Raw genomic sequence first — 22,474 nt, 5'->3', positions numbered from 1 at the left:
ACGACAAGACGGGCAGAAGCAGGAACCGGCGGCGCGCACCGGATCCCGAAGACCCCGTATCGACTCCCCCGAGATCGTGGTGATCGTCATGTCCGCGCCCGTCATCCGCATCCCGAGCCCGCGCCGGCCCGTCGGCGCCGCCGAGCAGGCGCCGAGGCGCGTCCTGCCCGAGGGGGACGTCCGCCACCTGGACCTCACGCACCGGCCGGGCGTCCCCGCCCCGCGGCCCGGCACGCCCCGAGCGGCCGAGCAGGGCCCGGCGGCGCAGCAGCCCACCACCCGGGACCCGCGCGTCCAGCGGCCGGGCACCGACGGGACCCCCGGGCAGCGCTACGGCACCCAGGGCCCGCCCGCACAGCGGTCGGCCGCCCACGGCGCGCCCGGGCAGCAACACTCCACCCAGCACCCCACCCGGCATCCCACCCAGGGCCCCGCCCAGGGCCCGCCGGCGCAGCGGTCCGCCACCCGCAGGCCCGCGGCGCACCCGGAGCCGCCGTTCCCGACCGGCGGGCGGCCGGGCGGGGAGCGGCCCGCCGCACAGCGAGCTGCCGGTCCGCGCCCCGCGGGCCCCCAGCCGGCCGGGCCGCGACCCACCGAGCAGCGACCCACCGAGCAGCGGCCCGCCGGACTGCGACCCGCCGAGCAGCGCCCCGCCGGACTGCGGCCGGCCGCCCCGGAGCAGCGCAGGCCGGCGCCCGGCCCGCCGGCGAACAGGGACCGCATCCCGGCCCGGGAGGCCGCCGGGCGCGGCGGTACCGCGGCACGGGTCTTCACGATCGTCGCGCGGCTGGGGAGCCTGACCACGCTGGCCGCGATGGTGGTGCTGGCCGCGGCCGTCGCCGGGCTGGCCGACGGCGACCCGCCGACCGGTCCGGCGTCCGAGGTCTCCGGCAGCACGCTGCGCTGAGCGCGCGCCGCCGGGACCGCGGGATCAGGCCGCGTCGGAGCGCGACGCGGGCTGGGACTTCAGCACGTCGTCGACGAGGTCCATCACCAGGCGGTTCCCGCCGAGGCGGTACCCGAAGTCCTCCCAGGACAGCAGCTCCCGGGAGATCAGCTCGCCGACCGGGCCCGGGTAGACCCGGGTGGCCCGGAACGCGGCGGCCCGCATCCGCATCTTCTCGTGGTGCTCCATGGGCGCCGGTGCGCTCATGCCCTCACCTCCGCGATAGGGGGACTTGACATCGGCGCGCCCTCCGCGCTGAGCCGCCCGCCTCGTCCCATGGTGACGGCCCCGCCGCCCATCTCCGCTGCTAAGTGCTCAGCGTCTCACTGTCGTGTCACCGCCCGGTTGACACCGTGTCGACCAGGCATTACGGGGCCGTCACGGTCACTCGCGGTGCAGGTCGCCGCACCGCGCCGGCACCGATGCCCGCCGCGCACCGCCACTACGGTGACGGTCATGGCGCACCGCACACGTGACCTGCTCTGGTCGGACGTCGAACCCATCCACGAGAAGATCCTGGCTCACCCGTTCGTCACCGGGCTGACCGACGGATCGCTGCCGCACGACGCGTTCCGGCACTACATCATCCAGGACGCGCACTACCTGCGCGGCTACGCGAAGGCCCTGACCGTGTGCGCGGCGAAGGCCCCGGACGACGACGACACCGTCATGTTCGCCGAGCACGCGGCCGGCGCGATCGCCGCCGAGCGCGAGCTGCACACCGACCTGCTCGGCGGCCTCGGCCTCACCTCCGAGGAGGCCAGGGCGACCCCGGTCGCGCCGGCCACCAGCGCCTACGTCAGCTACATCCTCGCGGCGGCGCACGGCGGCTCGTACGCCGAGGGCGTCGCGGCCGTGCTGCCCTGCTACTGGATCTACGCGAAGGTCGGCGAGCACCTGGTCGGCACCGGCTCGCCGGACCCGCTCTACCAGCGCTGGATCGACATGTACGCGGGCGAGGAGTTCCGGGCCGTCGTCGACGCCGTGCTGGACGCGACCGACCGGATCGGCGGCACCGTCTCCGACACCGAGCTGGACCGGATGCGGGCGCACTTCACCACGACGTCGCGCTACGAGTGGATGTTCTGGGACGGCGCGTACCGCCAGGAGACCTGGCCGGTCTGACCCGCGGCCGGGGGCGGGCGCCGGCGCCCGCCCCCGCCGGGTCAGCTCCGGTCGAAGCGGTCCGGGACCACCAGGTTCAGGAAGAACGACACGATCGCGACGATGATGGCGCCCCAGAAGGCCGCCCAGAACCCGTCGACCACGAACGGCAGGTTCAGCACCCCGGACAGCCAGCCGGTCAGCATGAACATCAGTGCGTTCACGACCAGGCCGAACAGGCCCAGGGTGAGGATGTAGAGCGGGCAGCCGATCGTCGCCACGATCGGCTTGACCACGGCGTTCACCACGCCGAACAGCAGCGCGACGCCGAGCAGCGTCCCGATCCGGGCGCCGGTCGTCCCGGTGGCCAGGTCGATCCCGCTCACCAGCACGGTCGCGACCCAGAGCGAGGCCGCGACGACCACCGTCTGGATGGCGAAGGCGAGCGCGGGGGAAGCCGGCTTCATCAGTCGATCACCGCCTGCTGGACCAGCGTCTGGAGCTGGGAACGGATCGGGTAGGTGCTGGACGGGACCAGCTGGGTGAAGAACAGCGCCACGACGTCGTCGACCGGGTCCACCCAGAACGCGGTCGAGGCGAGCCCGCCCCAGGCGAACGTGCCCTCGTTGGCGAGCTGCTTGCCGGCCGGGCCGTCGATCACGACCGAGAAGCCGAGGCCGAACCCGACGCCGGTGAACGCCGACTCGGAGAAGATCGGCCGCCCGACCGTCTCCAGGTCGCCGCCGCCGGGCAGGTGGTTGCGGGTGGCGCGGGCCAGCGTCCGCGGGCCGAGGATCCGGACGCCGTCGAGCTCACCGCCGCGGGCGAGCATCCGGGCGAACCGCAGGTAGTCGCCCGCCGTGGACAGCAGCCCGCCGCCGCCGGACAGGTAGGTCGGTTCGCGGGTGGCCGCGCGCGCGAGCACCTTGTTGACGACCAGCCCGCCGCCGGGCCGGGCGTTGTAGAGGGTGGCCAGGCGCTCGGCCTCCGGCGAGCCGGGCGCGACCGAGAACGTGGTCTCGGTCATCCCGAGCGGATCGAGGATCTCGGTGCGCAGGAACTCGTCGAGCCGCTGCCCGGAGGCGACCTCGACGACCCGGCCGAGCACGTCGGTCGCGACCGAGTAGTTCCATTCGGTGCCGGGCTGGAACAGCAGCGGGAACGACGCGAACTGGTCGGCCGCCGTCGCCAGGTCGACGCCCTCGGGGGCGCCGAACTCGTAGCCCTTGGACCGGTACATCTCGTCCACCGGGTGCGCGTGGTGGAAGCCGTAGGTGAGCCCGGCGGTGTGGGTCAGCAGGTGGTGCACCCGGACCGGCTCCAGGGCGGCGTCGGTGCCCGGGTTCAGCGCGGAGCCGCCGCGGTAGACCCGCTGCTCGGCGAACGCCGGGATGTAGCGGGACACCGGATCGGTCAGCTCGAGCGCCCCGCGCTCCCAGAGCATCAGGGCGGCGACCGAGGTGATCGGCTTGGTCATCGAGTAGATGCGCCAGATCGTGTCGTCGGTGACCGGGAGCCCGGCCTCCACGTCGCGCCGGCCGTGGTGCGACAGGTGCACCAGCCGGTCGCCCCTGCCCACCGCGATCGTCCAGCCGGGGAGCTTGCCCTCGTCGACGTAGCGGCGGAAGTGCGTGTCGATCCGGCCGAGCCGGGCCGCGTCGAGCCCGACCTCCGCCGGATCCGCCTCGATCTTCGGAACGGTCACGGTGCCGAGCCTACCCACGGGGCCCGCTCCCCACTTCTGATGATCCGGCCGCGCGTGCCGTCACCGGAGGCGCTCCGGCTCGTCGTACCGGTCGTGCCCGGCGCAGCGCGCCGGGGTGGGCGGCCCCGGGGGTCGCCGTCACGTCGTGGCCGGTCCGACTGGGGAGCCGGGTCCGGCCACGACGGGCCCCGGCGATCCGGTCAGCCGGGCCGGATCCGGTAGTGGGCGAGCCGGTGCCCGCGCAGCGCCGGGGTGGCGCGCAGCGCGGCGGCGAGCGCCCGGGTGGTCCGCGGCAGCCGCCCGGCGACGGCGGCGGGCGGGTCACCCACCCCGCAGGCGTCGAGCAGGTGCAGTCCCCACGGCTCCAGCTCGCGCGGGTCCTCGCAGGTCCAGTCGACCTCCAGCGCGCGCAGCGGGCCGGTGCCCAGCCGCCCGGCGGCGGCCCGGGACAGCACGTCGGTGACCAGCTCCGCGCCCGGCAGCATCCGGGCCGCGGTGAACACGATCCGCTGCACGCCCTGCTCCGGGAGCAGCGACAGCACCTGGTCGGACACCACCAGGTACGGGCCGGGCAGCTCACCGGCCAGCTCCAGCCAGTCCTCGTCGAGCGCCGACCCGGCCACCAGGTGCGCGGGCGAGGGCAGCAGCTCGCGGCGCAGGTCGGCGACCTCGGGCAGCTCGACGTCGACCCAGTGCGCCGGACCGGCGGTGCCGAGCCGGCCGGCCCGCGAGTCCAGGCCCGGGCCGAGCTCGACCACCGTCCCCGCCGGGTTCCGGCCCACGAACTCCCGGACCCAGTGGTCGAGCACGGCGGCGCGCAGCAGCGTGCACAGCGCGTCGGCGCGGCCCGGCGCGGCCCCCAGGTCGAGATCGTCGGCCAGGCCGGCGGCCGCCGGGTCCGCCGCCACCGGACGGCGCCGGCGGGCGTCGCGGGCCCGGGCGTGCGCAGCCGGAAGCGACGTCGACTCGATCGCCCCCAACTGCGGCTGGCGTCGTTGCGTCACGATGTACCCCCTGGTCGCGCGAACCTACTAGGGCCCCGCCCCGGCCCCTCCACGGGGCGGTGGGCGGTGGGCGGGCCGCGACCGGTGGCACGTGAACGGTCCCGGCCCGGCCCGGGCGACCCGCCGCTGCGGCGGGGACGAGGATGGCCGCCATGAGCCACTCCCCCGTCTCCCCCGGGGCCCACGGCGACACCGAGGTGCTGCGGCTGCTCGCGGCCCGCCTGGCGGCCGGGCGCGGCCCCGGCCGGCACGACGACGGGCACCGGCTGGCCCTGGTCGTCGGCGGCGGCGGCATGCGCGGCGCCTACGCGGGCGGCATGGTGCACGCGCTGGCCGATCTCGGCGCCGCCGGCCTGTTCGACGAGGTGTGGGGCAGCTCGGCCGGTGCGTTCGTCGGGACCGCGCTGGTGCTCGGCCACGGCGCCGACGCCGCCCGGATCTTCGGCGACGACATGGCGTGCCGGGAGTTCATCGACCCGCGCCGGTTCGGCACCCGGCGGCCGATGGTGTCGCTGGACCACCTGCTCGACCACATCCTGGTGGAGTCCCGGCCCACCGACTGGTCGTCGCTGGTGACCAGCCCGGTTCCGTTGCGGGTGCTGGTCACCCGGGCCGGCGACCTGACCCCGCACGTGCTCACCGACCTGCCCGACGGCGCCGGCTGGAAGGCCGCGATGCGGGCCACCGCGACGATCCCGCTGCTCGCCGGGCCGCCCGTCCGGATCGGCGACGACGAGTGGATCGACGGCTCGGTCGGCGATCCGCTGCCGGTGGCCAGGGCGCTGCGCGGCGGCGCCACCCACGTGCTCGCCCTGATGACCCGCACCGCCGACGAGCTGACCGCACCACCCGCCGACGCCCGCGTCCCGCTGTGGGCCCGGTCGCTGGACCGGCTCGCCCCCGGGCTCGGCCGGATGGCGCAGGACTCCGCCCGGCACGGCGAGTGCCTGTCGCTGCTGACCGACGCGGCACATCCGGACCGGCGCGGCGCGCACCTGCTGACGCTGACCCCGCACCGCTCGACCGGGGTCCGCGGGCTGACCACCGACCGGGCGAAGGTCACCGCCGCCGCCCGGGTCGGCTACCGGACGGTGAGCGAGGTGCTGGCGCCCCCGATCGCGGCCTGAGCACGGCCGGACCGATGACTTCCGGCGGTCCGGCCGGTCTCCCCCGTTGGTGCCGACGGCGGAAGGGGCTGGGCCATGCCGGGTTCGCCGTCGTTCCGCACCCGGACCGTGCGGCTGCCGCCGGGTGGCTCCCGCCCGCACCACGAGGACGAGTGGCGGGGCGCCCTGGTCGTGGTGGACGCCGGGGTGATCGAGCTGCGCTGCGCGGCGGGCGGCAGCAGGCGGTTCGGCGCCGGATCGGTGCTCTGGTTCACCGGCCTGGACCTGGTGCTGGTGTGCAATCCCGGCGAGCAGGACGCGGTGTTCCGCGGGATCACCCGCGCGACCGGCTGAGCCGGGGCCGCCCCGGCCGGATCCCGCTCAGCCGGCCGCGTCGAGCGGCCGCAGCCAGATCCCGTTGCGGGTGGCGATCAGCCCGAGCTCGCCGGGATCGGCGACGCAGGCGCCGCGCGGGCGGTGGGTGTCCCACAGCTCCGCGTCGTCGAACACGGCACCGCAGCCGCCGAAACGGCCGCAGCAGTGGGCCCGGTCCGCCCCGACCCACTCCCGGTCACAACACGTCATCCGCAGCACCTGCACCCGGCGGAGGCTACGCGGGACCACCGACGGTCCCGGGCGCGCCGGGGACGTGTCGATCACCGGTCGGCCGCGAGGAGCTCGTACCAGACGCCGTCGGAGACGATCCCGCCGTCGAGGCCGCACACGCCGTCCGCGCGGAACGCCGCGGCCTGCCGGAAACCGGCCCGCTCGGCCACCCGCCGGCTCGCGCCGTTCCCGGCGGCGGTGCCCAGCGCCAGCCGGTTCCGGCCGAGCCCGCCGTCGGCGACCGGGGTGAAGGCGTGCCGGGTGACCCGCCGCAGCGCCGCCGCGACGTGGCCACGGCCGCGGGCGTCCGGATGGGCGCGGTAGCCGATCTCGCCGCCGGCCGGGGCGTAGGGCCGGTCCATCCCGGACACGGTGATCGTGCCGAGGTAGCGGTCGTCGTCGCGGTCGGCGATCACCCAGGTCACCGCCGCGCCGAGGGACCGGGCCAGCTCGGTGTCGTGCAGCAGCCACCGGTGGGCGTCGGCGGCGTCGGCCTCGTGCGAGCGGGTGCCGTCCCACCAGCGGCTCTCCGGGTCGTTGCAGGTCGCCAGGTGCCGGTCCACATCGGATCCCGACGGCGGGCGCAGCCGGATCCGGCCGCCCCCCAGGACCGGGACCGGCCACCAGGTGGTGCGCGGCTCCCGGGACGCCGGCGGGACCGCCGGGTCCGGCAGCAGCACGGCCGTCCAGGCGTCGACCAGCCCGCCGGGGCCGGGCAGCGCGCGGGTGCGGACGCCGTCGAAGGCGAACCCGCAGGCGTGCGCCACCCGCCAGGACGCGACGTGCCCGGCCCGGCACGCCCAGTGCAGCACCTCGAACCCGGCCCCGGTGAACCCCCAGCCGGCGGCCAGCCGCAGCGCCCGGCTCATCCGGCCGGCGCCGCGCGCCCACGGCGCGAGCAGGAAGCCGACGCTCGGCGGTGGGCCGGGGCGCAGGTCGATCTGCCCGGCGTAGCGGGGGCGGCCGTCCGGCCCGGCCGCCTCGATCGCCCAGCCGAAGCCGTCGCCGGTCGCCCAGTTCGCCGCGACCAGCTCCGTCCAGGCCCGGGCGTCGGCGGTGCCGAGGTGCGCCCCGAGCGTGGTCCGGCGCCGGACCTCGGGGTCCCGGTAGATCGCGGCGATCTCGGCCACATCGGACTCGGCGAAGCCGCGCAGGGTCACCACGCCGTCGGTGAGCACCGGCGGGACGGTCTGCGGAGCTGCCATCCGCCGTGGATACCGGCCGCCGACCTGAGCGGGCAACCGGGTTCTCCTACGATCGGCCGGGGCCCCGCAGCCACGCGGGCCCGAGGGGGGGAGGTGGCGATGGCCGCGCTCGCGGAGCGTCTGATCGACCGGCGACTGGGCTTCACCGGCCCGCCGGTGCCCTACGTACGGGAGCGGGACCTGCGCGTCCCGCTGTCCGACGGGGTCGTGCTGCTCGCCGACCACTTCCGCCGTCCCGGCCCGGTCGAGCCGCGCCCGACGGTGCTGGTGCGCACCCCCTACGGCCGCGACGGCCTCGGCTCGCTGATGGGTTCGCTGCTGGCCCGCCGCGGGTTCCAGGTGCTGGTGCAGAGCACCCGCGGCACCTTCGGCTCCGGCGGCCAGTTCCGGCCGTTCCTGCACGAGAGCGCGGACGGGCTGGACACACTGGACTGGGTCCGCGCGCAGCCGTGGTGCGACGGCCGGGTGTCGATGGTCGGCCCCAGCTACGTCGGGCACACCCAGTGGGCGGTCGCCCCCTACGCCGATCCGGGCCTGTGCTCGATGAACGCCGACATCACGGCGTCCGAGTTCACCAGCACGTTCTACCCGGGCGGTGCCCCCGGGCTGCTGAACCTGGCCGGCTGGGTGAACCAGATCGGCCGCCAGGAGCGGATCGGCGCCGTCACCGGCGTCCTGGCGACGCCGGTGTTCAGCAGGCGCAAGCGCCGCGCCGTCCGCTCGCTGCCGCTGCAGGCCGCCGACGTCGCACTCACCGGCGCCCCGGTGATGTTCTGGCGGGACTTCGTCGAGCACGCCGAGCGGCCGCGCGAGTTCTGGGCACCGGCCGAGCACGACGGCTTCGACGCCGCCGCGATGCCCCCGGTCTGCATGGTCACCGGCTGGTGGGACCTGTTCGTCGACCGGCAGCTGGTCGACTTCACCGCGCTGCAGCGGGGTGGCGCGACCGCCCGGATCACGATCGGCCCGTGGAACCACGGCGACGCCGGGTCGGTGTCGACGATCGCGCACGAGTCGGTGCACTGGCTCGGCGTGCACCTGCACGGCGGGCCGCACGACGGCCGGGCCCCGGTGCGCGCCTACGTCCAGCACGCCGACCGGTGGACCGACCTGCCGTGCTGGCCGCCGCCGGACGCCCAGCCCAGCGAGTGGTACCTGGCGCCGGGCGGGCGCCTGCTGCCCGAGTCGCCGTCGGCCGGGGCGGCGGCCGACTCGTTCGTCTACGACCCGGCGGACCCGACGCCGACGGTCGGCGGGCCGATGCTGCAGCCCCCGTCCAAGCAGCACGACAACCGCGACGTCGAGGCCCGCGACGACGTGCTCGTCTACACCGGACCGCCGCAGGAGACCGATCTCGACCTGCTCGGCCAGGTCTCGGCGGTGGTGTACGTGCGGACCGCGGCCGAGGGCACCGACTCGGCCGAGGGCGACGTGTTCGTGCGGGTCTGCGACGTCGCCCCGGACGGGACGTCGCTGAACGTCACCGACGCGATGCACCGGCTCGTCCCCGGCCGGGAGGCGACGGCGCCGGACGGCACCACGGTCGTCCGGCTGGCGCTGAGCCCGACCGGGTACCGGGTGCGGGCCGGGCACCGGATCCGGGTGCAGATCGCCGGGGCCGCGTTCCCGCGGTTCGCCCGCAACCACGGCACCGGCGAGCGGATGGCGACCGCGGTGACCGGCCGCCGGATCCGCTACGAGGTGCTGCACGGCCCGGACCACCCGTCGCACGTGGTGCTCCCGCACCATCCCTGATCCCCGCTAGGTTCCGGGCATGGTCCTGCGGGTGGTCGCCGCCGAGGACAGCTACCTCATCCGGGAGGGGCTGGCCGCGCTGCTGCACGCCGATCCCGATCTCGACCTGGTGGCCCGCGTCCCGACGCTGCCCGAGCTGCAACGGGCGGTCGCCGAGCACCGGCCGGACGTGGTGGTGACCGACGTCCGGATGCCGCCCGGGCTGCGCGACGAGGGCATCCGGGCGGCCGAGGAGCTCGCCGCCGGGCACCCGTCGACCGGGGTGGTCGTGCTCTCCCAGTACGTGGAGCCGGACTGGGCGCTGCGGCTGTTCACCCCGGGCGCCGCCGGGCGGGCGTACCTGCTGAAGGAACGGATCGGTGACCTGGACACGCTGCGGCACGCGATCGGCACGGTCGCCGCGGGCGGCACCGTGCTGGACCCGCAGGTGGTGGAGGCGCTGGTGGCGGCCCGGTCCGGGCGGGCCGCGTCGCCGCTGGCCGGGCTGACCGGGCGGGAACGGGAAGTGCTGGGGCTGGTCGCGGAGGGACTGTCGAACGGCGCGGTCGCCGACCGGCTGCGGCTCGGCGACCGCGCCGTGGAGAAGCACATCACCAGCGTGTTCACCAAGCTCGGCCTCGATCCCGACGACGACGCCGTGCACCGCCGGGTGCGGGCCGTGCTGGTCTACCTCTCCGCGACCTCCGGCTGATCGGGCAGGGTGCCCTCGACCCGGGTGCCCGCGCCGGCGCCGCCGTCGATCCGGACCCGGCCGCCGAGCGCGGCGACCCGGTCGGCGATGTTGGTCAGCCCGGTCCCCGGGCCGGCCGGGCCGGGACCGAACCCGCCGCCGTCGTCGGTGACGGTGAAGGCGGGCCCGTCCGGCCCGCCGGTCAGCTCGATCGCGATCCGCGACGGCGACCCGTGCCGCACCGCGTTGTGCACGGCCTCCAGGCAGCTGAAGTAGACCGCCGTCTCGACCGCCCGGGCCCGGCGGCCGAAGCCGGTGCCGCCGACGGTGACCGGCACCGGCAGGGTCCGGGTCGCGGCGCGCAGCGCGGCGGCGACGCCGAGCTCGTCGAGCAGCGGCGGGTGCAGGCCGCGGGCGAGATCACGCAGGCTGCGCACCACCGCGTCGACCTCCGATCCCAGCTCGGCCAGCCGGGGATCGCCGGTCCCGGCGTGCAGCGCACCGATCCGCATCCGCAGTGCGACCAGCCGGGCCTGGGCGCCGTCGTGCAGGTCGCGCTCGATCCCGCGGCGGGCCGCGTCGTGCGCCTCCACCAGGCGCCGGCGCGACTCGGCGAGCTCGGTGAGCCGTTCCTGCAGCTCGTCGGCCAGCCGCGCGGTGCGCACCACCGGGCCGAGTGCGCGGGCGACGTCGTCGAGCAGCGACGGGGCGTCGCGCACCAGGTCGGCGCGGGCGACGGCGAGCAGCCGCAGCTCGCCCAGCAGCTCGTCACCGGCCTCGATCGGCACCCGCAGCTCGGCGGGCCGGGCCGGTGCGGTGCCCGATCCGGCGACCCGCGCGCCGTCCAGCCACACCTCCGCGCGGGCGGCCCCGGTGCTGCGCACCAGCAGGTTCGCGACGTCGTGCAGCACCTCCGGCAGGCTCGCCGTCCCGGACGCCCGGGCCGCCAGCCGGGACATCACACCGAGCCGGTCGGTGTCGCGCCGGTACAGCAGCCGGTCGGTCACCCGGCGGGTGTACCGGCGGACCGGCTCGACCAGCAGGGCGACCAGCGCCGCCCCGGCCAGCACCGGCAGCGCCCCGTCCGGCGCGGCGCCGCCGAGCCGGCCGAGCAGCCCGCCGCCCCCGACCACGACGGCCAGGTAGACCACCGCGACCAGCACGGACAGCGCCACCGCGACGGCGGTGCGACCGAGCACCGGCTCCATCTCGTGCAGCCGGTAGCGGGCCGCGGCCACCCCGTAGCAGACGACCAGCAGGTTGATCAGCACCAGCATCGCCGGGATCCACAGTGCCCGCCACGGATGGGTCAGGACCCCCACCAGCGCGAACAGCACCAGCACGACGCCGATCACCCGGTAGGGGCCGCGCTGCGCCGGATCCGCCCGCCGCCACCGCCCGGCCAGCCCGGCCAGCGCCGCGGCGGCACCGACCAGCACCGCGGCGCCGCCGAGCGCCAGGAGCAGGCCGATCCCGGCGGGCCGGTCCGCCACCGCCCAGGTCGCGGTGGGCCAGGCGTCCCAGGCGGACGCGGCGACCAGCAGCCCGGCACCGAGCGTCCCGGCCACCGCGGCCACCCGGCCGGTCCGGCCGGCGAGCCTGCCGTCCGGGAACAGCGCCGGCAGCGCGACCGCGGTGAGCACCGCGGCGGGCACCCAGAACCAGTTCATCGCGTTCAGCGGCACGGTGGCGGACAGCGGCAGGGTCACCGCCAGGATGCCGTCGGTCAGGGCCACGGTCAGCGGCTCGCTCAGCCCGGCCCGGACCAGCGCGGCGTCCGCGACCGCGGCGAGCACCGTGTGCACCGCGTGGATCCACCCGATCGTCATCAGCACCACGCCGGAGCCGTGCCCGGGGCGCCTGCTCAGCACGAACCGGCCGGTCCAGAGCAGCACGACCGCGGACGGGCCGTTGTGCCAGAAGAACAGTCCGTAGAGCACCTCGGCGCCACGGCCCCGGGCCAGCAGCGTGGCGAGGGCGACGAGCACCACGACCGTCCCGGTGACCGCGAGCACGGTCGGCAGCCGCCGGTGCGGGGTCATCGGCCGAGTATCGCCACGCCCGCCGCGCGCGGACAGGGGGTGGACCGGCCGGCCGCGGTGCGGCCGTCCGCACCCCTGCCGGTCGGGCCGCACGCTGGGCCGGCGTCCCGGACGGGTCGAGTGTGGACGGCGGTCCCGGGGCGGGTGCCCCGGGAGGGAGGAGACCCGTCGTGACCGACACGACCACGCACACCGTCCCGACGACGGCGGACCGGATCGCCGGCACGGCCGCCGTGCTGGGCCCGCTGCTGCTGCTGGCCAGCAGCCTGCTGTTCCTGTTCGTGGAGAACGGCATCAACGACGGCGTGCTCGGCGGCACCGTCGGGATGTGGTCCTGCTTCGCGCTGGCGGTCGCGGTGCCCGGTGTGCTGCGCGCGCTGGAGCCGGTGGCACCGCGGGCCGCCCCCCGGGTGGCACTGGTCGCCACGATCGGGTTCGTCGCCGGGGCGGCGTTCAACATCCAGGCGATGTACGGCGCGGCGACCGGGATCGTCCTGCTGGACCGGGTCGGCGACGGCGTGCCGCTGCTCGCGCTGCTGGCGTTCCTGCCCTGGGGCTGGTTCGCCCCGCTCGGCCTGGCGCTCACCGGATGGCTGCTGCTGCGGGCCGGCGCCCGGCTGCCGGGCGGGCTGCTCGTCGCCGCCGGGATCCTGTTCGTGATCGGGCGCCCGGGCACGATCGGCCCGCTCGTGCTCGCCTCGGACGTGGCGCTCATCGCGGCGCTGCTGCCGCTCGGGGCCGGACTCGCGACCGGCCGGTCCCCGATCCGGCGACCGTAATTCGTGGCCTTTCCCGACCGGGTGACCGCAGAAATGCCGAATTCCCCGCTCCGGTTCGCAGGAGCGGGGAATTCGGACGACCGGCCGGGCCACGCCGGTTCCGCGGGAGACGGCCCGCGGAATCGGCGTGGACGGTTCGGACCTCAGGCGCAGATCAGTCCTGGATGTTGGTCTGCGAGGTCGAGCCCGGGGAGCACTCGGAGATGCTCGGTGCGTCGGCACCGTTGGTGGCCTGGCCACCGAGGATGCCCAGGACGCTGGCGGCGATGTCGGCGCTGTTCAGCGAGCAGGACAGCACGTTGGCGTTGTTCAGGGCGTTCACGTCGCCGACGTTGACCAGGCCGCGCTGCGCGGAGTTGCGGTTCTGGTCGATGTTGTTCACCTGGTCGGCGTTGACGACGGTCTTGTCGCCGTGCTTGTGGCCGTGGTCCCAACCACCGTCGCCGGCGAACGCCAGCGGCGAGACGGCGAGCAGCCCAGCGGTGACGCCGGCGGTGACGATTCCAGCCTTCTTCAGCACAGTTAGTTCTCCGTTGTGTACGGGGTCCGTTTCGGACCGGCGTGTTCGGCGTGGGTTCGGGAGCCCCGCCGATGCACAGAACGCTATCCGGTCGACCCTCGTTCCAACGAATTCCTTACCACTATCGGACGACAGGCATTACTTTCCGCGAGGATACTGCTCTCTTCCGGCAGCCCGCCGCTCGCGGTTCCGTCGCTTCCGGCGGCATTCCGCGACGGACCGTCACCGGCCGGGACCCGAACGGACGCGTACCCTTTTCCCGGAACACGCACCGTGATCGGGGCCCGGCACGACCGGGTCGTCGGGTCACCCCGTCGCGTCGACACCGGGCCCGCCGGCGCCGCTGCGGGACGCAACAGATCGTCACATCGGCGTATCCCGCACGACCGGGGGTCACACCTACGATCCGCTCACCTCGAGGAGCGGAGACGTGTCCATGACCGGGTCGACCGAGAACTACCTGGAACGACGGCGTCTGCGCACCGGTGCCGCCGGCTGGGTCCTGCTGGCCGGGCTGGGCGTCAGCTACGTCATCTCCGGCGACTACTCGGGCTGGAACTTCGGCCTGGCCGAGGGCGGGTTCGGCGGCCTGCTGATCGCCGGGATCGTGATCGCCGCCATGTACCTGGCGATGGTGCTGGGCATGGCGGAGCTGTCGTCGGCGCTGCCCGCGGCCGGCGGCGGCTACACGTTCGCCCGCCGCGCGCTGGGCCCGTGGGGCGGCTTCGCCACCGGGACGGCGATCCTCATCGAGTACGCCATCGCGCCGGCCGCGATCGCCACCTTCATCGGCGCCTACGTCGAGTCGCTGGGCCTGTTCGGCATCACCGACGGCTGGTGGGTCTACCTGGCCGCGTACCTGATCTTCGTGGGCATCCACATCGCGGGCGTCGGCGAGGCGCTCAAGGCGATGTTCGTGATCACCGCGATCGCGCTCGCCGGGCTGGTGGTGTTCGCGGTCGCCGCGATCCCGCTGTTCGACCCGGCGAACCTGGTGGACATCGCCCCCACCGACGCCGCGGGCGCCTCGCCGTTCCTGCCGCACGGCTGGCTGGGCATCTGGGCCGCGGTGCCGTTCGCGATCTGGTTCTTCCTGGCCGTGGAGGGCGTCCCGCTGGCCGCCGAGGAGGCCCGCGACCCGGCCCGGAACGTGCCGCGCGGGATCGTCGCGGCGATGCTGGTGCTGCTGGTGACCGGTGCCGCGGTGCTGGTCCTGGCGACCGGCGCGATCGGCGCCGAGGCGCTGTCGGCGTCGGGCAACCCGCTGGTCGAGGCGCTCGGCGGCTCCACGGCGGGCGTCGTCGTCAACTACGTCGGCCTCGCCGGGCTGGTCGCCAGCTTCTTCTCGATCATCTACGCCTACTCCCGGCAGACCTTCGCGCTGTCCCGCGCCGGGTACCTGCCGCGGGTCCTGTCGGTGACCAACTCGCGGTGGGCCCCGGTGCTCGCGCTGGTGGTGCCCGGCGCGGTCGGGTTCTGCCTGTCGCTGACCGGGCAGGGCGAGGTGCTGCTGAACATGGCGGTGTTCGGGGCCGCGCTGTCGTACGTGCTGATGATGGTCAGCCACATCGTGCTGCGCCGCCGCGAGCCGGGCATGCCGCGGCCGTACCGGACCCCGGGCGGCACCGTCACCACCGGGTTCGCGCTGGTCATCGCGGTGCTGGCGGTGATCGCGACGTTCCTGGTCGATCCGGTCGCGGCCGGCGCGACCCTGGGCGCCTTCGCCCTGTTCATGCTGTACTTCGGCCTCTACTCGCGGCACCACCTGGTGGCGGCCGCACCGGACGAGGAGTTCGCGGCGCTGGCGAAGGCGGAGGAAGAACTGACATGACGCGGCGCAGGGCCACGCTCGGCGGACACACCTACGAGTTCGGGGACCTGGCGGCCCTGCTCGCCGCGGCGACACCGGAACGGTCCGGGGACGTGCTGGCCGGCGTCGCGGCGTCGTCGGAGCAGGAGCGGGTCGCCGCCCAGGGCGTCCTCGCCGACCTGCCGCTGTCGACCTTCCTGACCGAGCACGTCGTCCCCTACGAGGACGACGACGTCACCCGGCTGATCGTCGACACCCACTCGGCGGAGGCGTTCGCGCCGGTCTCGTCGATGACCGTCGGCGGGTTCCGGGAGCACCTGCTCGCGCCGTCGACCGACATCACGCCGCTGGCGCCGGGCCTGACCCCGGAGATGGTCGCGGCCACCGCGAAGCTGATGCGGCTGCAGGACCTGATCGCGGTCGGCCGCCGCACCCCGGTGGTGACCGCGTTCCGGTCCACCGTCGGCCGCCCGGGGACGATGGCGACCCGGCTGCAGCCCAACCACCCCACCGACGACCCGGCCGGGGTGACCGCCTCCATCGTCGACGGCCTGCTGCTCGGCTGCGGCGACGCGGTGATCGGGATCAACCCGGCCACCGACTCGCCGCAGCGCACCACCGAGCTGCTGCACCTGATCGACGACGTCCGCAGCCGCTACGCGATCCCGACCCAGTCCTGCGTGCTCGCGCACGTCACGACGTCGATCGAGATCATGGAGCGCGGCGCCCCGGTGGACCTGGTGTTCCAGTCGATCGCCGGGACGCAGGCCGCCAACGAGGGGTTCGGCGTCACCCTGGACCTGCTGACGGAGGCGCACCAGGCGGCGCTGTCGCTGAACCGCGGCACCGTCGGCACGAACTGCATGTACTTCGAGACCGGCCAGGGCAGCGCACTGTCCGCGGACGCCCATCACGGCGTCGACCAGCAGACCCTGGAGACCCGCGCCTACGCGGTCGCGCGGGCGTTCGATCCGCTGCTGGTGAACACCGTCGTCGGGTTCATCGGGCCGGAGTACCTGCGGGACGGCAAGCAGATCACCCGGGCCGGGCTGGAGGACCACGTCTGCGGGAAGCTGCTGGGCGTCCCGATGGGCGTCGACGTCTGCTACACCAACCACGCCGAGGCCGACGCCGACGACACCGACGCGCTGCTCACCCTGCTCGGCGCCGCCGGCTGCTCGTTCGTGATCTGCGTGCCCGGCGGCGACGACGTGATGCTGCACTACCAGTCGCTGTCGTTCCATGACGCGCTCTACGCCCGCCAGGTGCTCGGGCTGCGCCCGGCGCCGGAGTTCGAGGAATGGCTGACCACGATGGACATGCTCGCCCCGGACGGCCGGGTGCGGGAGCTGCCCGGCTCGGCCATCCGCACGCTGACCGCGGGCGTCCGGTGACCGGCACCGATCCGCTGGACGTGCTGCGCGCCTCCACCCGGGCCCGGGTCGCGCTCGGCCGGGCCGGGGACGCGCTGCCCACCGCCCGGTTGCTGGAGCTGCGGGCCGCGCACGCCGCCGCCCGGGACGCGGTGCACTCGCCGCTGGACGTGGACGCGCTGGCCGGCGCCGTCGCCGCGCTCGGGGTGGACACGCTGCGCGCGGCGGGCGCCCCGCGGGACCGCGCCGAGTACCTGACCCGGCCCGATCTCGGCAGGCTGCTCGCCGCGGGCACCGAGCTGCCGGCCGGTGAGCACGACGTCGTGCTGGTCGTCGCCGACGGGCTCTCGCCGCGCGCGGTGCAGGAGCACGCGCCCGGGATGCTCGCCGAGATCCTGGACCGGCTGGACGGCTGGCGGGTCGCGCCGGTGGTCGTCGCCACCCAGGCCCGGGTGGCGCTGGGCGACGAGATCGCGGCCGCGGTCGGCGCGCGCAGCACGGTGGTGCTGATCGGCGAGCGGCCCGGGATGAGCTCGGTCGACTCGCTCGGCGTCTACTTCACCTACGACGCCCGGCGCGGCCGGCGGGACTCCGAGCGCAACTGCCTGTCGAACATCCGGCCGCCGCACGGCACCGGGTACGCGGCCGCGGCGACGACGCTGGCGATGCTGATGAGCGAGGCGAAGCGGCTGAAGCTGTCCGGGGTCGGGCTGAAGGCGGACCCGGCGCTACCGGCCGGCTGACGGACCGGGACCGGCGGGCGCGACCGGCTGCCGCAGGATGGTCCGCAGCTTCTCCGGGGCGACCCGCCGCGGGTCACTCAGGTAGATCTCGTGGTGCCGGCCGGTCATCGTCAGGCCGTGGCCGGGGATGAACTCCTCGTGCATCCGGCGCAGCAGCCCGGCCTCGTCGTCGTAGGAGCCGATGTGCAGGGCCTGCACGCAGCGGCCCTCGGACAGCGTCGCGAACCGGACGTCGCCGAGCCGGGCGGGTGCCGAGCGGGCCCGGACCTTGTCGACCGCCGCCGCGAACAGGTCGTCGCCGATCCAGTCCGGGACCAGGATCATCAGGGTCCAGCTCCACCGGCTCTTGTCCCGGGCCGAGGTGAACGACGCCATGTCGTCGGCCCACCAGAGCGCCTCCAGCGGCATCACCACGTGATCGCGGCCCAGCTCGGCCCGGGCCACGAACTTCAGCGTGTAGGCGAGCGGGTAGAGCGTGCCGACCGCCTCGGCGTACACATCGGTGTTCGGGTCGCCGTGCCCGTCGATCATCAGGTACCGCAGGTCGGGGACGTCGATCAGGCGCGGGGTGTCGCGCTCGGCGGTGTAGCAGGGCAGCTCCCGCTTCAGGTCGACCTTGGTGGCCACGACGCCCGCCTCCCCCGATGCAGCCCGGCAGTTCCCGGCATCGTGCCAGGATCCACGCCGGAGCGAGTACGGATTTCCGGGGGGAGCGCCGATGCCCGCAGCACCGGGGACCGGTGGGCGGCTGCCCGCCGTGGTCCGCGCGCTCGACGTGGTCGAGCGGCTCGGCAACCGGTTGCCGCACCCGTTCTGGCTGTTCTGGGTGCTGTCGGCGCTGCTCGGGGTGCTGAGCCTGGGACTGGCGGCGGCCGGGGCCGGGGCCGTCGATCCGGGCGGCGACGGCTGGGTGCCGGTCCGGAACCTGCTCAGCGGCGACGGCCTGGCGTTCGCGGTGAGCGCGGCGCTCGACTCCTACCGCAGCTTCCCGCCGCTGGTCACGATCATGGTGGTGATCATGGGGGTGGCGCTGGCCGAGCGGACCGGGCTGCTCGCGGCGGCGCTGCGCGCGTCGATCGCGAACGTGCCGGCGTCGCTGGTCGTGTTCGTGCTGGCCTTCCTGGGGACGGTGTCGACGGTGGCGTCGGCGGCCGCCTACGTCATCCTCGTCCCGCTCGGCGGGATCGCGTTCCGGGCGGTCGGGCGCTCACCGATCCTGGGCGTGGTCGTCGCCTACACCGCCATCGCGTCCGGCTACGACGCCAACCCGGTCCCGGCGCCCAACGACGTGGTCTTCGCCGGCATCACCACCGCGGCGGCGCGGATCGTCGATCCCGGCGCCGTCGTGACCCCGCTGGGCAACTGGTACTTCAACATCGCCTCGGCGCTGCTGCTCGCCGGGGTGATCACGCTGGTCACCGAGCTGCTACTGACCCGGCGCGACGGGCTCGAACCGGACCGGGGCACCGGCGGCGACGACCCGGGCCTGGAGCTGTCCGCCGCCGAGCGGTCCGGCCTGCGCCGGGCGTTCCTCGCGGTGCTCACCCTGCTGACCGTCACGCTGCTGCTGACCGCGCCGGCCGGGGCGCCGCTGGGCGGGGACGGCGGGCCCGCCGGGTCACCGTTGCTGGCCGGGGTGGCGTTCCTGATCGCGCTCGTGTTCGGGATCGGCGGCATCGCGTACGGCGTCCGGACCGGCGCGATCCGGACCTTCGACGACGTGCCCGCGATCATGGCGAAGGGCATCGTCACGGTGGCCCCGGTGCTGGTGTTCTTCTTCGCGATCTCCCAGTTCCTGGCCTACTTCAGCTGGACGAACGTCGGCACGCTGATCTCGGTGGGCACCTCGGACCTGCTGCGCGGGATCGGCGCGCCGACCTGGCTGGTGCTGCTGACCGTGCTCGCGTTCCTGCTGGTGCTGAACGTGGTGATCACCAGCGGGGCGGCGATGTGGGCGATCACCGCACCGGTCGTCGTCCCGATGCTGATGCTGCTCGACGTACCGCCGGAGACCGCCCAGGCGGTGTTCCGGATCGCCGACTCCGGGTCCACCTCGATCAGCCCGATGAGCCCGTACTTCCTGCTGGCGCTGGGTTTCCTGCAGCGCTACCGGGCGGACGCCGGGATCGGCACGCTGGTGTCGTTCACGCTGCCGCTGGCGTTCGCCATGACGACGGCCTGGACCGCGCTGTTCTTCGTGTGGTGGGGCCTGGGGATCCCGCTGGGTCCCGGCGCACCGGTGCGGTGAACCGGCGGATACTCGGCCGGTGGCACGGATCGGGCCGGGTGACGTCGCGCTGACCATGGACGAGCTGCGGGTGGTCGCCCGCTACGCCCTGGGGAGCGCCGAGGAGGTGCTCGCGCTGTTCGAGGACGCCGAGCCCGCCGATCCGCGCCCGCGCGCCGCCGTCGAGGCGGCCCGGGTGTTCGTCGGCGGCGCCGAGCGGTCCCGGTTGCAGCGGGTCACCGCGCTGGACGCGCACCGCGCCGCGAAGGACGCCGGCCCCGGGCCCGCCCGGCACGCCGCACACGCCGCGGGGGACGCGGCCGCCGCCGCCTACCTGCACCCGATCGCCCGGGCCACCCAGGTCGGGCACATCCTGCGGGCCGCCGCGCACGCCGCCCGGGCGGTGGAGCTCGCCGCGGGCGACGACCCGGCGGTGGGTGACCGGCACGTCGAGCGGGCCCGGCGGCGGGCGCCCGCGGCGCTCGTCGACGTGCTGCGGCGCTACCCACCCGCCCCGGCCGGGCGGAGCCGGGTCGCGCGGCTGATGACGGTGCTGGACGGCGGGTTGCGATCCGGCTGAGACCCGCGGCGCGTGCCGGCTGCGGGCGCACCGGCTTCCCGGGCGGCGGCGCCGCGCGCCGTGCACTCCGCGGTGCCCTCCGGGCCCGCCTCCCGCCGGCCGAGGGGACGTCGCCTCCGCCGATGCCGGGACGAGGCGGCATGACCGGCAGCCGCGTCCCGGTCCGGGCCGGCCTGCACGTCGCACACCCGGCACGGCGGCCCCGCCGGAACCGTCAGCGACACCGGGCCGATCACCGTCCCGCACAGCGTGTGGAACCGGCCGACCGCGGTACCGGCCCGCCAGTTCTCCGCGCCCACCCGATGCTCCAGGCCGTCCTCGACGGCCGTCACGAGGACCGCGTCTCCCGCGCGCACCGGCGGTCACCGGTCATCGACACGGCCGGAGCACGCGGCGGGCAACGGCCGGCCGGGGCCGGGGACGATCCGCGTTCCGGACATGCGCAGCGCTCCTCGGGATCGACGATCGGGAACACCTGAGACTAGTCGCCGACTAATCTGGATGGATAGTCGGGACAGCATGCTGCCGCGCCGGACCGATCGCCGTCGCACAGCGGGACGGGTTCACGCCCGGCCGGAACGCGGCCCGGCAGGACACCCGCGGACTAGCGCGGGCCGGGAAGCTGCCGCAGCTCCTCGCGGACGGAGTCCAGCAGCTCGACGAGTTCGGCTCCGTGCGCGGCGAGCGCCTGCTGCTCGACCAGGAACTGCTCGTAGTGGGCCACGTCGGCCGGATCGGTGAGCTGCTGCTCGGCGGTCAGCGTCTCGATCTCGACGACCGCGGGGGAATCGACATGGCGGAGCAGCACGAACGAGTGCAGGGGCCGCGCCTCGCGGCGTTCCTGCCGCTCCCGGGAGATGACCCCGATCCGGACGTTCGGAAGGGCGGCCAGCGCCTCGATCCGGTCGAGCTGGGCGAGCGTCACCGAGACCGACCCCGGCCGCCATCGCAGCGCCGTCTCGGTGATGACGAGATCGAACTGCGTGGTCTCGTCGAACAGGACGGTCTGGCGGTTCATCCGGGCCAGCACCGCGGCCGGGATCTCATCGCGGGACATCAGGCTGTGCACCTCGAGCAGGCGCCGGGCGTACTCGGGGGTCTGCAGCAGGCCGGGCACGACCTCGGACTGGTAGACCGCGATACCGACGGCCGCGGCGTCGCGTCGGCCGCGGGCCTCCTGGTCCGCGGCGCCGGGACGGTCGGCGTGGCGCCACGGCCGCACCCGGATACCGGCCTCGCGGGCCAGCCCGACGACCTCGCCGCGCGTCTCGTCGTCGGCACCGACGGCGTCGAGCCACCGTTCCACGTCGGACACGACCAGGGCGGTCCGGCCGTTCTCCATCTTGGAGACCTTGCTCTGTGACCACCCGGACGCCTGCCCCACGGCCGCGGCCGACAACCCGGCGACCTGACGGAGCTCCTTGAGGTGAGCCGCCAGGCGCCGGTGCTGGTGGTGGGTCTCGGCGTCGGTCACAGGTGATCAGGTCGCAGCACGCTCGGAGGTCGGGGCGTCCGGGAGGGACGCCGAGGTCAGGTCGTACCGGTCGAACGGTACCGACAGCTCGACCGCGCGACGGCGGATGGCCACGTACGGCGCGGGATCCGGCGCCGCGGAGACCCCGAGGAACCGGCCCTCGTCGTCGAAGTGCTGCAACACGACGATCTGTTCGTCGAACATCCAGAAGTCCTGACGGGTCCAGTCGTCGTCGCCGGCCGGGAGCCGGCGCCGGTCGAGGATCCGGACCTCCTCCCCCGCGGGGATGTTCTCCCGCGGGTAGCAGTGCAGTTGGAATCGGGTGTAGTCGGTGACCGGGTGTCCCAGCAGCCTGACCCGGCCGAAGTACTTCCCGCTGCGCACCTGGGCGTGGACGCCTGCCAGCCAGTCGTCGTCGTCGACCGTGCGGGCGGGGAAGGAGGCGCCGGCGAGGAAGGCGTCGAAGTCCGGATCCTCCCCCGGGATGGCGTAGACGTCGCGGCACTCCAGCCGGAACGCCGACTCGCGGTAGCTCCGGTACAGCGCGTCCAGGTCCTCCGGCGTCACACCGCTCCCCTCGCCGACGCGATCGCGGCCTCGTGCACCGCGGACACCGGAACCTCGTGGGCGCGTTCGCCCGCCGGGCAGGACAGCGACGTCGGGGTGCCGCCGACGTCGATCCACTCCCCCCGGATCCGCAACCCGCCGGCGCCCGGCACGGTCGCCGCGCAGCGCCCGGCGCCCTGCACCTCGAGTTCCCGGGCGGCGCGGTCGACGATGTCGCGCGGGACCCGCACGACATCGTCGGACACGATGTATCCCTGG

At 75.2% G+C, this 22,474-nt stretch carries 24 protein-coding genes; 12 read left to right on the top strand and 12 right to left on the bottom strand.

The genetic code is table 11. The features are described from left to right. Nucleotides 1-88 precede the first annotated feature (88 nt). Nucleotides 89-907, top strand: a complete 819-nt coding sequence (locus ABD160_RS28110; RefSeq protein WP_344027967.1) for a hypothetical protein — start codon at nt 89-91, stop codon at nt 905-907. Nucleotides 908-931: 24 nt separating this feature from the next. Here ABD160_RS28110 and ABD160_RS28105 read toward each other — a convergent pair whose 3' ends face one another. After that, nucleotides 932-1,153, bottom strand: a complete 222-nt coding sequence (locus ABD160_RS28105) for a hypothetical protein (protein WP_232021269.1) — start codon at nt 1,151-1,153, stop codon at nt 932-934. 249 nt (nt 1,154-1,402) lie between these two features. Between ABD160_RS28105 and tenA the strand changes: the two genes are divergently transcribed. Beyond that, complete coding sequence (tenA, locus tag ABD160_RS28100; RefSeq protein ID WP_344027961.1) at nt 1,403-2,071, top strand: thiaminase II; 669 nt, start codon at nt 1,403-1,405, stop codon at nt 2,069-2,071. 41 nt (nt 2,072-2,112) lie between these two features. Here tenA and ABD160_RS28095 read toward each other — a convergent pair whose 3' ends face one another. From ABD160_RS28095 to ABD160_RS28085, 3 genes are all read right to left on the bottom strand, one after another. Next, complete coding sequence (locus tag ABD160_RS28095; RefSeq protein ID WP_344027957.1) at nt 2,113-2,517, bottom strand: phage holin family protein; 405 nt, start codon at nt 2,515-2,517, stop codon at nt 2,113-2,115. Beyond that, a complete protein-coding gene (locus ABD160_RS28090) occupies nt 2,517-3,755 on the bottom strand; it encodes a serine hydrolase domain-containing protein (protein WP_344027955.1) in 1,239 nt (412 codons plus the stop codon). The genes ABD160_RS28095 and ABD160_RS28090 overlap by 1 nt, the downstream gene beginning before the upstream one ends. A gap of 200 nt (nt 3,756-3,955) precedes the next feature. Continuing rightward, nucleotides 3,956-4,759: a class I SAM-dependent methyltransferase gene (locus ABD160_RS28085; protein WP_344027952.1), complete on the bottom strand. Its 804-nt coding sequence runs from the start codon at nt 4,757-4,759 to the stop codon at nt 3,956-3,958. 152 nt (nt 4,760-4,911) lie between these two features. On the opposite strand from ABD160_RS28085, the gene ABD160_RS28080 reads away from it, so the two are divergent. Next, entirely contained in the window at nt 4,912-5,886 is a 975-nt protein-coding gene (locus ABD160_RS28080) for a patatin-like phospholipase family protein (protein WP_344027949.1), read from the top strand. A 75-nt stretch (nt 5,887-5,961) separates the two neighbouring features. Beyond that, nucleotides 5,962-6,219, top strand: coding sequence for a hypothetical protein (locus ABD160_RS28075; RefSeq protein ID WP_344027945.1), 258 nt, complete (start codon nt 5,962-5,964; stop codon nt 6,217-6,219). Nucleotides 6,220-6,246: 27 nt separating this feature from the next. Here ABD160_RS28075 and ABD160_RS28070 read toward each other — a convergent pair whose 3' ends face one another. Next, the gene (locus tag ABD160_RS28070; protein WP_344027942.1) at nt 6,247-6,450 is read right to left on the bottom strand and encodes an FDXHR family putative zinc-binding protein; all 204 of its coding nucleotides are present in this window, start codon (nt 6,448-6,450) and stop codon (nt 6,247-6,249) included. 71 nt (nt 6,451-6,521) lie between these two features. Continuing rightward, on the bottom strand, nt 6,522-7,676 hold the full coding sequence (locus ABD160_RS28065; protein ID WP_344027939.1) for a GNAT family N-acetyltransferase: 1,155 nt from the start codon (nt 7,674-7,676) through the stop codon (nt 6,522-6,524). A 99-nt stretch (nt 7,677-7,775) separates the two neighbouring features. Between ABD160_RS28065 and ABD160_RS28060 the strand changes: the two genes are divergently transcribed. Both ABD160_RS28060 and ABD160_RS28055 read left to right on the top strand, forming a co-directional pair. Further along, a complete protein-coding gene (locus ABD160_RS28060) occupies nt 7,776-9,431 on the top strand; it encodes a CocE/NonD family hydrolase (RefSeq protein ID WP_344027936.1) in 1,656 nt (551 codons plus the stop codon). 19 nt (nt 9,432-9,450) lie between these two features. Further along, entirely contained in the window at nt 9,451-10,122 is a 672-nt protein-coding gene (locus ABD160_RS28055) for a response regulator transcription factor (protein ID WP_344027934.1), read from the top strand. On the opposite strand, the gene ABD160_RS28050 is transcribed toward ABD160_RS28055, so the two are convergent. After that, complete coding sequence (locus ABD160_RS28050; protein WP_344027931.1) at nt 10,098-12,143, bottom strand: ATP-binding protein; 2,046 nt, start codon at nt 12,141-12,143, stop codon at nt 10,098-10,100. The genes ABD160_RS28055 and ABD160_RS28050 overlap by 25 nt on opposite strands. A gap of 170 nt (nt 12,144-12,313) precedes the next feature. Between ABD160_RS28050 and ABD160_RS28045 the strand changes: the two genes are divergently transcribed. After that, nucleotides 12,314-12,922, top strand: a complete 609-nt coding sequence (locus ABD160_RS28045) for a hypothetical protein (RefSeq protein WP_344027928.1) — start codon at nt 12,314-12,316, stop codon at nt 12,920-12,922. 154 nt (nt 12,923-13,076) lie between these two features. Here ABD160_RS28045 and ABD160_RS28040 read toward each other — a convergent pair whose 3' ends face one another. After that, nucleotides 13,077-13,442 (bottom strand): hypothetical protein, encoded by a 366-nt coding sequence (locus ABD160_RS28040; RefSeq protein WP_344027926.1) that lies wholly within the window; start codon nt 13,440-13,442, stop codon nt 13,077-13,079. 436 nt (nt 13,443-13,878) lie between these two features. Here ABD160_RS28040 and eat point away from each other — a divergent pair, with 436 nt between their 5' ends. The 3 genes from eat to eutC are packed head-to-tail and all read left to right on the top strand — an operon-like array spanning nt 13,879 to nt 17,368. Beyond that, nucleotides 13,879-15,273: an ethanolamine permease gene (gene eat / locus ABD160_RS28035; RefSeq protein WP_344027924.1), complete on the top strand. Its 1,395-nt coding sequence runs from the start codon at nt 13,879-13,881 to the stop codon at nt 15,271-15,273. Beyond that, a complete protein-coding gene (locus ABD160_RS28030) occupies nt 15,270-16,646 on the top strand; it encodes an ethanolamine ammonia-lyase subunit EutB (protein ID WP_344027921.1) in 1,377 nt (458 codons plus the stop codon). Before eat ends, ABD160_RS28030 begins: the two co-directional genes overlap by 4 nt. Beyond that, nucleotides 16,643-17,368, top strand: coding sequence for an ethanolamine ammonia-lyase subunit EutC (eutC, locus tag ABD160_RS28025; protein ID WP_344027918.1), 726 nt, complete (start codon nt 16,643-16,645; stop codon nt 17,366-17,368). Before ABD160_RS28030 ends, eutC begins: the two co-directional genes overlap by 4 nt. Here eutC and ABD160_RS28020 read toward each other — a convergent pair. Then, nucleotides 17,354-17,995: a GyrI-like domain-containing protein gene (locus tag ABD160_RS28020; RefSeq protein WP_344027915.1), complete on the bottom strand. Its 642-nt coding sequence runs from the start codon at nt 17,993-17,995 to the stop codon at nt 17,354-17,356. The two genes, eutC and ABD160_RS28020, sit on opposite strands and share 15 nt — an antisense overlap. A 91-nt stretch (nt 17,996-18,086) precedes the next feature. Between ABD160_RS28020 and ABD160_RS28015 the strand changes: the two genes are divergently transcribed. Then, a complete protein-coding gene (locus ABD160_RS28015) occupies nt 18,087-19,616 on the top strand; it encodes an AbgT family transporter (RefSeq protein WP_344027911.1) in 1,530 nt (509 codons plus the stop codon). A 19-nt stretch (nt 19,617-19,635) separates the two neighbouring features. Further along, nucleotides 19,636-20,175, top strand: coding sequence for a putative immunity protein (locus ABD160_RS28010; protein WP_425563672.1), 540 nt, complete (start codon nt 19,636-19,638; stop codon nt 20,173-20,175). A gap of 604 nt (nt 20,176-20,779) precedes the next feature. On the opposite strand, the gene ABD160_RS28005 is transcribed toward ABD160_RS28010, so the two are convergent. The 3 genes from ABD160_RS28005 to ABD160_RS27995 are packed head-to-tail and all read right to left on the bottom strand — an operon-like array spanning nt 20,780 to nt 22,461. Next, nucleotides 20,780-21,649, bottom strand: a complete 870-nt coding sequence (locus ABD160_RS28005; protein ID WP_344027908.1) for a helix-turn-helix domain-containing protein — start codon at nt 21,647-21,649, stop codon at nt 20,780-20,782. Between the two features lie 6 nt (nt 21,650-21,655). Further along, the gene (locus ABD160_RS28000; RefSeq protein ID WP_344027905.1) at nt 21,656-22,216 is read right to left on the bottom strand and encodes a DUF6879 family protein; all 561 of its coding nucleotides are present in this window, start codon (nt 22,214-22,216) and stop codon (nt 21,656-21,658) included. Continuing rightward, a complete protein-coding gene (locus ABD160_RS27995; protein WP_344027902.1) occupies nt 22,213-22,461 on the bottom strand; it encodes a hypothetical protein in 249 nt (82 codons plus the stop codon). The genes ABD160_RS28000 and ABD160_RS27995 overlap by 4 nt, the downstream gene beginning before the upstream one ends. Nucleotides 22,462-22,474: the final 13 nt, after the last annotated feature.

It is taken from the genome of Pseudonocardia kongjuensis (assembly GCF_039526905.1).
GTDB classification, from domain to species: domain Bacteria; phylum Actinomycetota; class Actinomycetes; order Mycobacteriales; family Pseudonocardiaceae; genus Pseudonocardia; species Pseudonocardia kongjuensis.
Note: the sequence above shows the minus strand (reverse complement) of the source record. Positions and strands in the feature narration are given on the sequence as shown.

Excerpts from the sequence above, each read along its gene's own strand:
- ABD160_RS28110 (WP_344027967.1), top strand. The coding sequence starts at position 89 with ATGTCCGCGCCCGTCATCCGCATCCCGAGCCCGCGCCGGCCCGTCGGC.
- ABD160_RS28105 (WP_232021269.1), bottom strand. The coding sequence starts at position 1,153 with ATGAGCGCACCGGCGCCCATGGAGCACCACGAGAAGATGCGGATGCGG.
- tenA (WP_344027961.1), top strand. The coding sequence starts at position 1,403 with ATGGCGCACCGCACACGTGACCTGCTCTGGTCGGACGTCGAACCCATC.
- ABD160_RS28095 (WP_344027957.1), bottom strand. The coding sequence starts at position 2,517 with ATGAAGCCGGCTTCCCCCGCGCTCGCCTTCGCCATCCAGACGGTGGTC.
- ABD160_RS28080 (WP_344027949.1), top strand. The coding sequence starts at position 4,912 with ATGAGCCACTCCCCCGTCTCCCCCGGGGCCCACGGCGACACCGAGGTG.
- ABD160_RS28075 (WP_344027945.1), top strand. The coding sequence starts at position 5,962 with ATGCCGGGTTCGCCGTCGTTCCGCACCCGGACCGTGCGGCTGCCGCCG.
- ABD160_RS28070 (WP_344027942.1), bottom strand. The coding sequence starts at position 6,450 with ATGACGTGTTGTGACCGGGAGTGGGTCGGGGCGGACCGGGCCCACTGC.
- ABD160_RS28065 (WP_344027939.1), bottom strand. The coding sequence starts at position 7,676 with ATGGCAGCTCCGCAGACCGTCCCGCCGGTGCTCACCGACGGCGTGGTG.
- ABD160_RS28060 (WP_344027936.1), top strand. The coding sequence starts at position 7,776 with ATGGCCGCGCTCGCGGAGCGTCTGATCGACCGGCGACTGGGCTTCACC.
- ABD160_RS28055 (WP_344027934.1), top strand. The coding sequence starts at position 9,451 with ATGGTCCTGCGGGTGGTCGCCGCCGAGGACAGCTACCTCATCCGGGAG.
- ABD160_RS28050 (WP_344027931.1), bottom strand. The coding sequence starts at position 12,143 with ATGACCCCGCACCGGCGGCTGCCGACCGTGCTCGCGGTCACCGGGACG.
- eat (WP_344027924.1), top strand. The coding sequence starts at position 13,879 with ATGACCGGGTCGACCGAGAACTACCTGGAACGACGGCGTCTGCGCACC.
- ABD160_RS28030 (WP_344027921.1), top strand. The coding sequence starts at position 15,270 with ATGACGCGGCGCAGGGCCACGCTCGGCGGACACACCTACGAGTTCGGG.
- ABD160_RS28015 (WP_344027911.1), top strand. The coding sequence starts at position 18,087 with ATGCCCGCAGCACCGGGGACCGGTGGGCGGCTGCCCGCCGTGGTCCGC.